The following is a 12,808-nucleotide window of genomic DNA, read 5'->3' as shown; positions in this document are numbered from 1 at the left end:
GGGTTTCCCCCAACCGGGCGGGCACGCCGCGCTCGTAGGGTGGCCGCATGGAACCGGCCCGCTCCCTGCGCGACGTCCTCGCCGACCTCACCGGCGCGGGCGGCGCCGCCGGTGACGTGGGCGATCCGCTGGGCGGGCTGCCCGGCGAGCTGGTCGCCGAGGCGGTGGTCAGCTACGCCGACACGGCCCCCGCCGAGGTGGCCGAGCACCTGGCGCCGTTCGTGACCGCCCACACCGCCGCCGGCTCGGCTGCCGATCCCGGCGAGGAGAGCGGCTGGCTCGACCTGCTGCTCACCGCCCCGACCGGCGAGTTCGACGGGCCGGAGCCGGTCGACGGCGTCGACGCCGGCGCCGGTCCCGACCTCGGTGACGAGCTCGATCCCAGCGTCGGTCTCGATGCGGGCGCCGCCCCGGATGCGGCCGCCGGCTTCGACCCGGGTGCCGGGCACGACGTGGGTGCCGGGCACGACGCGGGTGCCGGCCTTCATTCGGCCGACGGCGTCGACTTCGGTGCGGGCGCCGCGGACCAGCCGCTCGGTGCGGGCGCCTGGGACCAGCCGCCCAGTGCCGGCGTCGCGGCCGAGCCGTCCAGCGAAGGCGCCGCGGCCGAGCGGCCCGGTCCAGACGACCTCGACGACCAGGCCGAGGAGTTCTGGGGCCACTCGACCGATCGGGTCGACCCGGAGCACACGTTGGACGCCGCGCCGGACGACGACGCCCCGCCGGGGTGACCGCGGCCGGCCGCTCACCGGGACCGCTCCAGACCGGCGAGCAGCCCCTCGCAGGAGCGCACGGCGACCCGCGCCGCAAGCGCCATCTCGTACGGGGTCATCGGGCTCTCGGCGCGGCGCTGCCAGCGGACCAGCGCCTGCCCGGCCGCCTCGGTCAGCTCGGCGGGGCCGGCGTCGGCGGGCAGCCGCAGCCGCTCGTGCGCGGAGCTGCCCGACCCGCCGATCAGCCGCTCCAGCTCGGCCACCGCGTCGGGCCTGCCGGTGACCCAGCCGGCCCGCACGCTCGACAGCACGCGCAGCTCGTTGAACGGGTGCGCCGAGGCCATGATCTCCTCGACCGAGGCGGCCACCGCGTCGCTTCCGGGGCGCACGAGGGCGCGGGTGGCCTCGGCGAGCGCGAGCAGCGCGGACCGGCTCTTGAGGATGTCGCGCCGTTGCAGGAACAGCGATCCGATGATCTCGCGCAGGTCGGTGAGCCCGCTGCGCTCGGCCAGCTCCCTGGACAGCTCGGTCGCCGTACCGGCCACCTCGCGGCGCAGCAGTGTGCTGGTCAGGCGCACGCCGAACAGCCCGAAACGGGCCAGCAGCGCCTCGCGTTCCAGCTCGGTGAGGCCGAGCTCGGGCATGGTCCGCACGAAGCGGTCGGCCGACAGCAGCAGCTCTTCGGCCTGCCGCACCGGCAGCGCGGCGACGCGGCGCAGCTGCCCGACCTCGGTCTCGGTCAGCGTCACCGCGGTCTCGGCGAGCAGGCCGGCCACCGGCACGACCGACTGCACGAGCCTGCGGACGCCGGCGCCCGCGCCCAGCCGCGACGCGATGCGGCGGGCCGAGGCCATCGCGTCGAGCCGGCCCGCGCCGATCTCGTCGGCCCGCGACAGCACCCCGATCGCGTTGACCGGGCTCGGCCGCGACACCTCGGTGTCGTGGAACGCCCGCAGGAACTCGACGTCCCCGGCGTGCAGGTGCCGCAGCAGGTAGATGACGGCGTCGGCGGGCGTCTCCTCGTCGTCCGGCACGAGCATGTCCCAGGTGCGCTGCGCGGCCTGCTCGGACAGCGAGCCGATGCCCGGCGTGTCGATCAGCGTCATCGCGCGCAGCGCCTGCGCGGGCCAGGTGACCACGAGCTGGGCGACATCCTCGGCCCGCAGGCCGCCGAGGTCGATGTCGATGACGCCGTCCTCGCGGGTGAACCGCAACGGGCGCGACGGGCCCTGCTTCGGGGTGGCGTCGACCCGGTACGACGGCCCGTCGCGGTACCAGGTGACGATCCGGGTGCACTCCCCGGCGTCGGTGGGCGCCAGCCGTTCGCCGACGAGCGCGTTGAGCAGCGTGGACTTGCCGGCCTTGACCCGCCCGGCGACGGCCACCCGCAACGGGGCGTCGAGCCGTTCACGGATCGCCGAAAGCCTTCCGCCGTACGGGGTGCCCCGGTACACCGTCGTGGCCTGCTCGAGCACCGCCCGGGTCCGGTCGATGACGCTCATCCGATCGCCTCCAGCGCGCGGTGCCGCAGCTGGCGTATCCGGGTCAGCTCGGCCTCGACGTCCTGCAGCCGGCTCTCCCGGTCCTGCTGGGTGCGCTTGGCGGCCTCGGAGGCGCTCGCGAGGGCCTGCGCGTTGGTGCGGTTGAGCTCGTCGGCCAGCCCGCTGTAGTGGTCGCGCAGCTGCCGTTGCACACGGCGCAGCGTGTTCCGCGAGTCGTGGCCCGCGGCGAAGCTGACCTCGTCGCAGTAGCGCCGGATCGCGTTGCGGGCCTCCGCGCGGCGCCGCTGCACCTGGCGCTTCTTCTCCTCGCGCAGCCCGCGGTGCCCCATCACCAGGCCGATCCCGATGCCGATCGGGCCCAGCTGCACGCCGACCAGGCTGCCGAGGATGATGAACATGAGCGCGCCGCCGTACGCGTTCTTCAGCGCGACCATCGCCTGCTTGCCCACCCGCATCCGGGTCAGGTCGATCTTGTGCTGGAAGTCGTCGACCGTGGCGAGCGCGGTGGGGTCGGGCACGGCGGGACCGCCCATCAGCGACGCCGACGCGGCCAGGAAGTGCTCGCCGACCCGGTTGCCCAGCTCGCTCGCCCGGCGGCGCAGCAGCTCGTAGTTGGCCAGCAGCTCCTCGGCCACCCGCGACTGCAGCCACGCCTCCATCTCGGGCCACGTGTCGGCCGGGTCGGACTCCTCGATCGCGGTGTCCGCCTCGGCGATGACCGCCCGGATCCGCGTCCGCAGGTCGTGGTCCACGTCGGAGGTCAGGTCCGCGATCCCGTCGCTCAGCGTCTGGTTCCACTTGGCCGCGGCGCCCTTGAGCGCGTCGACGCGGGCCTTGACCTCGGTGAGCCCCCGGACGACCAGCTGCGCGGCCGCGGGGTCGGCGAGCGCGGCGCGTTCCGCCTCGAACTGCGCGTCGAGCTGGTCGCACAGCGCCACCACCTCGGCCACCGCGTCGGTCGCGAGCCGGACCGCCACTCCGCTGCCGACCTGGTCGGTGAGGAACTTGACCAGCTGCTGGAAGCCCGACTCGGCGTTCAGGCCGCTGTCGTTGGCCTTGACCGCGCGGGAGCGCAGCGTGGACGACACCGACATCAGCGGCACCGGGCAGTGCTCGGCGAGGTGCCGTTCGTTGAGCTCCTGGATGCGCCGCCACGCCGGATAGAAGTCGGTCTTGGTGACCACGCAGACCACGACCGGGCACAGCGCGCGGGCCCGCCGCAGGAAGTCGACCTCGCTGCGGGTCAGCTCCTGCGCGGCGCCGGTCACGAAGATCACCGCGTCGGCCATCGACACCGCGGTCAGGCTCGCGGCGGCGTGCGGGGAGGCCAGCCCGCCGACGCCCGGAGTGTCCACGAGCACCAGCCCGCCGGCGAGGATCTTGCGGGGCAGGCGCACCTCGACGCCGGCGACCCGGGGCCGGGGCTCGCCGTCGACCTGCTCGACGGCGTACCGGCGGACGTCCGAGATCTCGATCGGCTCGCGGGCCGGCGGTTCCGTGGTCAGCACGCTCGCCTCGGGCTTCTCGCCGTGCCGCACGTAGGTGGGCACGGCCGTGGCGACGTCGTCGTCCACCGGGCACACCGCGGCGCCCACCAGCGCGTTGACCAGCGAGCTCTTGCCCTGCTTGAACTCGCCCGCCACGACGACGTGCAGCACCGGGTCGGCCAGCGCGTCGCGGGCGGCGCTCAGCTTCGCGGCCGCGTCCGGGCGGTCGTACGCCTGACACGCGCGCAGGCCGAGCTCCAGCACGGAGACTGCCCTGGTGGCCGGGCTGACCGCGGTCACGGCTTCCCCCTCGAGCGCGACGGGCGGGGTCCCGCGGCACGGCGGATGCCGCGAGACCGTCCGGGTCAGCCGACGTTGACGCTGCTGTCGTCGTCGGCCTCGATGTCGTCCGTCGTCGTGGTGGTCGTGGTGTCGTCGTCGCTGAACTTGTTGTCCTTGACCACGACGGTGTCGTCGTCGGACGCGTCGACCTCGACGTCGACCTCGGTGTCGTTGTCCTGGCTGCCGGACGCGTCGCCGCCCGCGGAGACCGCCGACCCGTCGTCGGCCTCGTTGTTCGAGGCGTTCGACGCGTTCCCGCCGCCGAACGACACCGCGCTGTCCTCGATGTCGGCGTCCGGCACGTTGGTCACGTCGCCCTTGCCGAAGTTGATCGCGGAGTCGTCGGTGTCGCCGTCGGTCTGGACGGTCTGGTTGCCGTTGCCGACCACCGCGTCGTCGAGGTCGTCGGCCACGATGCCGTCGTTGCTGCCCGTGTTGACCGCGCCCGAGACGTCGCCGCCCGCCTGCACGGCTCCGTCGCCGGTGTTGGCCTGGCCGTTGTTGTCGCCGTCGATCAGCTGAGCGCCGTCGCCGCCGACCGAGGTCGCGTCGCCGCCCGCGATCTGCGCGCCGTCGCCGCCTGCCGAGATCAGGTCGCCGCCGGCGATCTGCCCGTCGCCGCCGATCGAGGTCTGGTCGCCGCCGACGATCTGGGAGCCGTCGCCGCTCACCGAGGTCAGGTCGCCGCCGGCGGCCTGCGAGCCGTCCCCGGTCACCGCGGTCACGTCGCCGTCGCCGGTGGTGGCGACCGACCCGCCGGTGGCCGCGTTGACGTCGCCCTTGCCGCTGCCGGCGATCGCCCCGTCGCCGGTGGCCGCGTTGACGTCGCCGTCGCCGGTGGTCACCACGGCTCCGTCGCCGGTGGTGATCTTGTTGGTGTCGACGTCCACGTCGCCGAAGAAGGTGCCGTCGACGTCCACGTCGAGGCTGTTGTCGGTGATGCTGGTGAAGCCGACGTCGAGGTTCTGGGTGATGTAGTCGTCGCCCTCGTAGGTGGCGTACGTGACGTAGTTGAGGTGCTGGGCGACGTGCTCGACCGACTGCGTGCCGGCCGGCGCGGGCGGTGGCGGCGACACCGAGCCGCCGCCACCCCCGCCACCCCCGCCTCCACCGCCGCCCCCGCCGGTGTAGCTGTGCAGCGCGCTGCGGGCCTCGTCGGGTACGTCCGGGTCGTCGGCGGCCTCGCTGACGACGGCCGGCACGTCCACGGCGGACACGTCGCACTCGGTGATGCCCTCGGCGGCCAGGGTCCCGTTCGGGTCCTCCGCGTACTTGGCGGCGAACTCGCGGTCGGACAGCAGCTTGGTCACGAATTCCCGGATGAGGTCGGTGACGTTCACGGTCATGGCTGACTCCTTGCTAGGCGTGCGTCCGTTTCTTCACCCGGACACGGCACCAGCGTGCGGCCCACCACCCGGTGCGGGCATCGGGGTGTCCCCCGTGGTATATGGGCTGCGATAGGGGGTCTCCCAGCCTCGTGTCGCATATCAGTCGCCGAACATTTCGCGCAGAACCGCGAGCAGCTCCGCGCGCGTGGTCGCGCCGAGCTTGCCGCGGATGCGCGCGACGTGGTGCTCCACCGTCTTCGGCGAGATGTAGAGCTGCGAGCCAATCTCGCGGTGGGTGATGCCGGCCAGCACCAGCCGGGCGACGGTCACCTCGCGGTCGGACAGGCCGCTCGCGCCCGACGCCTCCGGCTCGGCGAGCTCGCGGGCGCGCTCCAGCAGCCGGCGGGCCGCGGCGGGGTCGGTGGTCCGGATCGCCGCCTGCCCGGCGAGCCGCGACGCCTCCCACGGCAGCTCGGCCGCCTGAAGATCCTCGGTGGCCGCGAGCACCGCGCCCGGGTCGACGCGGCCGGCCACCGTGGCCGCCCACTGCGCGGCCGCGGCACGCTGCGCCAGCGGGCGCGGCTCGCCGGTCACCACCGCCGCGAGCCCGTCGGCCACCGTGGCCGCGGCGTCCGCGTCCTCGGTCACCACCGCCACCTGCAGCCGGATCCAGCCGAGCGACACGGCCCAGGCCGCCGGTCGTCCCAGACCCTCGAGGTACGCGTCGAGCAGCCCCAGCACGGGCTCGATCCGTCCCGGGCGGCGCAGCCGGGCCGCGGCCACCGCCAGCTCCTCGATCTGCTCGGCCTGCCACAGGTCCGCGGCGCGGCGCGCCAGCAGCGGCTCGATGCCCGTCCAGGCGTCGCGCAGCCCCGCGATGTCGCCGCTGCGCCGGGCCATCCCCGCCGCCAGCGCGGCCCGCAGCAGCCGCTCGCGGCCCGGCTGCCCCGCGTGCGCCGCCCTGCGCAGCTCCGCCCGGGCGTCGTCGTAGCGACCGGCCCGCATCCTCACCCAGGCCAGCAACAGCCGGTGCCTCTCCTCGGCGCCCGGCCCACCCACCCCGCCGGCGCGGGCCCTGGCCAGGAGGTGTTCCGCGGAGGCCACGTAACCCGCCGCAACCGCGACCACCGCCCCGACCGCGTGCGGCGTGTCCGGCAGCACCACCTCGGGCGGACGGTGCTCGATCGCCTCCGCCGCCTCGATCAGCAGCGGCAGCGCAACGGTCGGCTCCCTCGCGGCGAGGGCCCCCTCCGCGAGCCGCAACAGCGCCGTCGAGGGTGGCCGCCCGATCCCGCGCGCCGCGCCGCCGCCTACTGCCGCCGCGTTGCCGGATCCTGCCGCGTTTTCGGTCCCCGCCTCTCCGGCGCCCTCTGCTGTCTCGCGGCCGGCCATCGCCTGGTCGCCCGCGCCCGCGCCTGCTGTCCTCCTGAGGCCGGCTGTTGCCTCGCGACCGGCTGTTGCCTCGCGACCGGCTGTTGCCTCGCGACCGCCCGCTACCGCGCCGGCGCCTGCTGCCGTGCTGAGGCCTGCTGCCGCGTGGCCGCCTGCCGCCGCGTCGTCGGCCACGGCCGCGTCGGCGGCCTCTGCCCCGCCCATCTCCGCCCCGCCGGCCTCTGCCCCGCGGCTGGCGTGTGCCTCGCGGCCGGCTTGTGCTCCGCTGCTGATCGCTCCTGCCGCGCTGCTGGTCGCTCCTGTCGGGCTGCCGGTTGCTCCTGCCGCCTCCCCGGCCGACGCCGCCTCTCTGGCCGACGCCGCCTCCCGGGCTTGTCCGGTAGCGATCAGGGACGGGACGGCGAGCAGCGGGTCGGCGCTCCGGAGCAGCTGTGCCGCCCGGGCGGTCCGGCCCTGATGGGCCGCCACGGCTCCGGCTACCAGCGTCATGCGGTCGCCGGTGGGCTCCGCGTCGACCGGCAGCCCCAGCAGCGCGCTCGCCTCGGCCCGCCCGGGGGCCAGCGCCGCGGCGTCGCCCCCGGCGTCGAGGGCGTCGTCGAACCAACCCAGCGCGGCGGCGGGATCGGAGAACCGCAGCCACTCGCCCGCCCGTCCGTAGACGACAGCGGCGGCCGGAGTGCTCGCCCGGGCCGCGCGCAGGTGCCCGGCCGCCGCGACCGGATCGGCTCCCGCCGCGAGCAGCGCACCGGCGACCGCGTCGTGCAGCCGGCGGCGCTCGGCCGCGGGCAGCTCCGCGCGTACCGCCGCCGCGACCGCCGGGATCATCCGGTCGCCGTCCGGCACGAGCATGCCTTCGTCGCGCAGCGTCCGCAGCACCCCGGCCAGGCCCTGCGCCTCGATGCCGGCCACCGCGGCGAGCACGTGATCGGGAAGGTTCCTCGCCAGCGCGAGCACCCGGGCGGTCACGACGGCGGGTTCGTCAAGCACCGCGAAGCGCCGCTGCATCCTCGCCACGAGCGCGGGCGGGGATGCGTCCGCCGGCGCGGTCGCCACTGCCGCGGCCACCACGGGCAGACCCGCCGACGCCTCGAGCACGGCGGCGGCGACCTCCGGGGACACGGGCCGGCCGGTCACCCTGGCCACCAGCGCCGCGACCCCGTCGTGGTCGAGCGGGCCCAGGAACTCCACCCCGCCCGCGGCGACCGCCTCGTCCAGCTCGGCCAGTTCCGGCCGGTCGATCGTGGGCCGGCGCGCGACGACCATCCTCACACCGTCGCGGGCGGCCGCCGCGAGCCGCCGCAGCGTCGCACCGTCGAGCCGGTGCGCATCGTCCACGAGCAGCAGCCCGTCGCGCGGGAGAGCCAAGCCGCCGGGCAGGTCGCCGTGGCGCGGGAGGGGCGGGCCGCCGGGCGGGTCGCCGTGGCGCGGGAGGGGCGGGCCGCCGGGCGGGTCGCCGTGGCGCGGGAGGGGCGGGCCGCCGGGCGGGTCGCCGTGGCGGGGGAGAGCCGGGCCGCCGGGCGGGTCGCCGTGGCGGGGGAGAGCCGGGCCGCCGGGCGGGTCGCCGTGGCGGGGGAGAGCCGGGCCGCCGGGCAAGGCGCCGTGGCGTGGGAAAGCTGGGCCGCCGGGCGGGTCGCCGTGGCTCGGAGATGCCAGGTCGGCCAGGGGGTCGGTGGCGCGTGGGGATGCCCGGTCGGTGTCGCGGGAGGTCGCCGGGTCGGCGGGCCGGGCGGTGCCGCGCAAGGTTGCCGGGTCGGGAGGTGGGCCGGCTCGCCACCAGACCGCCCCGGGCGCGGCGGCGGCGTGTTGCTGGAGCCGGTGCGTGCGTCCGGAACCATCCACGCCGACCACTGTGGTCACGGTGGGCCACTTTACGCGTACGAGACGTGGTGGGTCAGTCCTGCACGGTGAGCTGCTCGATGCGGAGCACACCACGCCCAACTCGCGCACAGCACGTCCACGGGGAATCCTGGCCCGTACGGACGAGGGCCGGAACTTCGACGGGCGCACCGGGGAAGAGGGACGACATGCAGGCGTACCTGGACTACTCGAACCGCGACGACGTGCTCAGCGGCGGGTCGCGACGGATCCCGGTCAGCACCCCGGGCGGCACCCACCACGTCTGGGTCAAGCGGGTCGGCAACAACCCTGAGCTGCGGATGCTGCTGCTGCACGGCGGGCCGGGCTCCACGCACGAATATCTGGAGGCGTGCGACAGCTACCTGCCCGCGGCGGGCGTCGAGTACTACTACTACGACCAGCTCGGGTCCGGGCACAGCGACCGGCCCGGCGACGCCTCGCTGTGGGAGCTCGACCGCTTCGTCGACGAGGTGGAGCAGGTGCGGCGGGCGCTCGGCCTCGGCCGGGACGACTTCGTGCTGTACGGGCAGTCGTGGGGCGGCATCCTGGCGATGGAGTACGCGCTCACCCATCAGCAGCATCTGCGCGGGCTCGTCATCTCGAACATGATGTCGAGCGTGCCGGCCTACAACGCGTACGCGGAGCAGGTCCTCATGCCCCGGCTGGACCCGGCCGCGCTGGCCGAGATCAAGGCCATGGAGGCGAACGGCACGACCGAGGATCCGCGCTACATGGAGCTGCTCGAGCCGCACTACCGCGAGCACGTGCTGCGCCTGCCGCTCGAGGAGTGGCCCGAGCCGGTCGTCCGCGGCTTCGCGCACATCAACCAGGAGATCTACGTGCGGATGCAGGGCCCGAGCGAGCTGGGGATCAGCGCGAACGCGACGCTGGCGTCCTGGGACCGCACGGCCGAGCTCGCCGCGATCACCACGCCCACGCTGGTCATCGGCGCGGAGCACGACACGATGGACCCCGCGCACATGCGGATGATGGCCGAGCGGCTGCCCGCCGGTCGCTACCTGCACTGCCCGGACGGCAGCCACCTCGCCATGTACGACGACCAGCGGACGTACTTCGCCGGGCTCGTCGATTTCCTGCGCACGCTGCCGAAGGGCTGAGCGCTCACCGCGCCGGGCGCGCGTGCCGGCCGGCCCGGCGGGCGCTCACCGCGCCGGGCGCGCGTCCTGGCCGGCCCGGCGGGGCGCGCGCATCGCCGTGGCGCCCGCCGCGACGAAGACGGCCAGCACCACGGGAATCCACAGCGCCGTCTCGAGCCCGACCCGGGTGGCCGCGGCGCCGATCAGGATCGGCCCCAGCAGGAACCCGAGGTAGCCGATGCTGACCACGGTGGACAGTGCCCGGCCGGCGCGGGCCGGATCCTGGTTGCCCGCCGCCGAGTAGACCTGCGGCGCGATGCAGGACAGGCCCGCGCCCAGCAGGCCGAAGCCGATGACCCCCGCCACCGGGGTGCTCAGCACCAGGGCCAGGGCCAGCCCGCCCGCCGCGAGCAGGCCCCCGGCACGCACCAGCACGACCGGGCCGAGCAGCCGGGTGAGCCGGTCACCGAACAGCCGGCCCACGGTCATCAGGATCGAGAAGGCGGCGAACCCGTACGCCGCGAAGCCCGCGCTCGTGCCGAGGTTGTCGCGCAGGTAGACGGCGCTCCAGTCGGCCGCCGCTCCCTCGCCGACCAGCGTGCACAGCACCAGCACCCCGAGGAAGACCAGCAGCAACGACCGGCGTGCGGGCTCGCCGCCGTCCTCGGGCAGCCGGTCGACCGGCGGGGCCGGCAGCACCCACGCCGAGGCGACCAGCGCGGCCGCCAGCACCACGGCCCCCACCGCCGCGAACGTCACGCCGACGCCGGCCCCGGCGTGCGCGAACAGCCCGCCCGTGATCGAGCCGACGAAGCCGCCGATGCTGTACGTGGCGTGGAACGACGACATGATCGGGCTGCCCCACGCCCGCTGCACCTCGATCGCGTTGGCGTTCATCGCGATGTTGAGCGTGCCGTGCGCCGCTCCGAACAGGAACAGCGAGACGCACAGCAGCGCCAGGCCGGGGCTGACACCGGGCAGCACCAGCAGCACACCCTCGAGGATCGCCGCCGGCACGAACACCCGGGAGCTGCCGAAGCGGTCGGTCAGCCGCCCCAGCACGGCCATCCCGACGATGCACCCGGCGGCGAAGGCCAGCAGCGCCAGGCTCAGCCGGCCATCGCCGAGCCCGAGGTTCTCCTTGATTGCCGGAATGCGCGCCGTCCACACCCCGAGCGCCGTGCCGAACAACAAGAACCCGAGGGATGTCGCGACCCGTCCCCGTACGAGCCTGCCGTCGCGCACGTCGCCCCCCGCTCGTGAGATCGCCGCGGTCACGATTGCGCGCCCACCCGGCCTCAGTCCGCCGTCGACGAACCGGACCGGGTGATCCAGCCCGGGGCGTCGAACCGGCCCGGAACGGTGCCCACCAGCGTCATCAGGTGTTTCTCGAAGACGGCGAACTCGTCCGGCCCGATCCGCCGGGCCCACTGCTCGCGCAGCTCGTCGAAGATGGACTCGCCGGTGCGCATCACCTCGTGGCCGAGCGCGGTGACCTGCAGGCGTTTGCGGCGCGCATCCCGCGGGTCCGGCTCGGTGACCACGTAGCCGCGTTCCTCGAGCACGGTGATCGTGCGGGCGGCGGACTGCTTGGTGATGGACAGCCGCCGGCCGAGCTCGGAGGCGCTGTCGGCGCCCGCGGCGATGGCCCGCATCGCGTAGTCGTGCACCGGGCGGACGTCCTCGTAGCCGCGCCTGGCCAGCTCGTCGATCGCGGCGTCGACGAGCGTGCGGAAGCCACCGAGCAGGGACAGCGCCAGGTCGGCACCGGAGAGAGGCATGTCGGGCAGATTACCGGCCGCCCTGGACAAACGACAGTCTGGGTGTCTATCTTTCGACAGTCACACTGTCGAATCGAGGGACGCCATGACCCCGTCCGAGTTCACTCACCACCGTGCCGACGTCAACGGCACGACGCTGCACTACGTCGCCGCCGGCACCGGGGGATCGCCGATCCTGCTGGTTCACGGCTTCCCGGAGACCTGGTGGACCTTTCACAGGCTCATCCCGTTGCTCGCGGCCGCACACCGCGTCTACGCCGTGGACCTGCGGGGCTTCGGTGATTCCGGCACCGGCCCCGAGGAGCACGACAGCCGCACCGCCGCGGAGGACCTGCACGAGCTGATCGCCCACCTCGGCGTGGGACCGGTCCACCTGACCGGACAGGACATCAGCGGAGCGACCGTCTTCCGCCTGGCCGCCACCCACCCCGGCGACGTGCTCAGCCTCACGGCCGTCGAGATGGGCCTGCCCGGGTTCGGCCTGGAGGCGTTCGCCGACGTCACCCGCGGCGGCGCCTGGCACATCGGCGTGCTCGCCGCGCCCGGCATTCCGGAGATGCTGCTCGCCGGTCGCGAGGCGGAGTTCCTGGGCCGGTACGCCTTCCCCTCGCTGACCGCCGTGCCGGGAGCCATCACGGACGCCGACGTCGACCGCTTCGCCCGCTCCTACGCCCGTCCGGACGGCTGGCGGGGCGCGAGCAGCCTCTACCGGTCGATGCTGCGCGAGGGCGACGAGATCCGGGCGCTCGCCGAGGATCCCGGGCTCGTCGTGCCGGTGCTCGCCGTCGGCGGCGGGGGAGGGACGTTCACCGCCGACACGCTGACCCGCGCCGCCCGCGGTCCGGTCGAGTCGGTCGTGCTCGACGGCGTGGGTCACTACGTCGCGATGGAGGCGCCGCAGCGGCTCGCCGAGACCATCGGTGAGTTCGTCGCCAAGGTGGACGCCGGCTGAATGTCCGACCGCGGTCGGGTCATCGGTCAGGCCGGCCGGAGCCGGCGCGCGATCGCGAAGTCGGCGGGCAGCAGGCTGGCCCGGAACCGGGTCTCGTCGAGGACGACCACGTGCAGGACATCGCCCTCCCGGGGCCACGGCGCGGCGCCGCCGGGTGAGATCTTGAGCAGGTCGACGCAGCCGCGGTGGCCGTCGCCGGTCACCACGTCCAGCCCGTACGGCCGGACGGCGGTGACGGTGACCTCGACCTCGTCGTGGTTCCTGGGTGCGCCCACTCGGGCTCCTTCCGTGGTCGCCAGGTCGTCGTCGCACGCAGGTGTGGCGGTCGCCACGATCATGTCAGGAAACCGTTTCCTG

The 12,808-nt window shown here is 74.8% G+C and carries 10 protein-coding genes; 3 read left to right on the top strand and 7 right to left on the bottom strand.

What is annotated here, in order from left to right; all coding sequences use genetic code 11:
- Positions 1-47: 47 nt before the first annotated feature.
- Positions 48-731, top strand: coding sequence for a hypothetical protein (locus tag ACSNN8_RS31240; protein ID WP_436653560.1), 684 nt, complete (start codon positions 48-50; stop codon positions 729-731).
- Between the two features lie 14 nt (positions 732-745).
- On the opposite strand, the gene ACSNN8_RS31235 is transcribed toward ACSNN8_RS31240, so the two are convergent.
- The 4 genes from ACSNN8_RS31235 to ACSNN8_RS31220 form a co-directional block, all read right to left on the bottom strand.
- Positions 746-2,215: a dynamin family protein gene (locus ACSNN8_RS31235; protein ID WP_436653559.1), complete on the bottom strand. Its 1,470-nt coding sequence runs from the start codon at positions 2,213-2,215 to the stop codon at positions 746-748.
- Complete coding sequence (locus ACSNN8_RS31230; RefSeq protein ID WP_436653558.1) at positions 2,212-4,002, bottom strand: dynamin family protein; 1,791 nt, start codon at positions 4,000-4,002, stop codon at positions 2,212-2,214. The genes ACSNN8_RS31235 and ACSNN8_RS31230 overlap by 4 nt, the downstream gene beginning before the upstream one ends.
- A gap of 65 nt (positions 4,003-4,067) precedes the next feature.
- Positions 4,068-5,390 carry a hypothetical protein gene (locus ACSNN8_RS31225; protein WP_436653557.1) on the bottom strand — a complete coding sequence of 441 codons (1,323 nt, stop codon included), beginning with the start codon at positions 5,388-5,390 and terminating at the stop codon, positions 4,068-4,070.
- Positions 5,391-5,531: 141 nt separating this feature from the next.
- On the bottom strand, positions 5,532-8,603 hold the full coding sequence (locus tag ACSNN8_RS31220) for a LuxR C-terminal-related transcriptional regulator (RefSeq protein ID WP_436653556.1): 3,072 nt from the start codon (positions 8,601-8,603) through the stop codon (positions 5,532-5,534).
- A gap of 185 nt (positions 8,604-8,788) precedes the next feature.
- Here ACSNN8_RS31220 and ACSNN8_RS31215 point away from each other — a divergent pair, with 185 nt between their 5' ends.
- Positions 8,789-9,739, top strand: coding sequence for a proline iminopeptidase-family hydrolase (locus ACSNN8_RS31215; RefSeq protein ID WP_436653555.1), 951 nt, complete (start codon positions 8,789-8,791; stop codon positions 9,737-9,739).
- A gap of 45 nt (positions 9,740-9,784) precedes the next feature.
- Here the strand turns inward: ACSNN8_RS31215 and ACSNN8_RS31210 are convergent, their stop codons facing one another.
- Complete coding sequence (locus tag ACSNN8_RS31210; RefSeq protein WP_436653554.1) at positions 9,785-10,963, bottom strand: MFS transporter; 1,179 nt, start codon at positions 10,961-10,963, stop codon at positions 9,785-9,787.
- A 53-nt stretch (positions 10,964-11,016) separates the two neighbouring features.
- Entirely contained in the window at positions 11,017-11,499 is a 483-nt protein-coding gene (locus tag ACSNN8_RS31205; protein WP_436653553.1) for a MarR family winged helix-turn-helix transcriptional regulator, read from the bottom strand.
- Between the two features lie 85 nt (positions 11,500-11,584).
- On the opposite strand from ACSNN8_RS31205, the gene ACSNN8_RS31200 reads away from it, so the two are divergent.
- Positions 11,585-12,451, top strand: a complete 867-nt coding sequence (locus tag ACSNN8_RS31200) for an alpha/beta fold hydrolase (RefSeq protein WP_436653552.1) — start codon at positions 11,585-11,587, stop codon at positions 12,449-12,451.
- 26 nt (positions 12,452-12,477) lie between these two features.
- On the opposite strand, the gene ACSNN8_RS31195 is transcribed toward ACSNN8_RS31200, so the two are convergent.
- Entirely contained in the window at positions 12,478-12,726 is a 249-nt protein-coding gene (locus ACSNN8_RS31195) for a hypothetical protein (protein ID WP_436653551.1), read from the bottom strand.
- Positions 12,727-12,808 lie beyond the last annotated feature (82 nt).

Origin of the sequence: Actinoplanes sp. URMC 104, from assembly GCF_051386375.1 — a bacterium.
In the GTDB taxonomy this organism is placed as follows: Bacteria; Actinomycetota; Actinomycetes; order Mycobacteriales; family Micromonosporaceae; genus Actinoplanes.
Note: the sequence above shows the minus strand (reverse complement) of the source record. Positions and strands in the feature narration are given on the sequence as shown.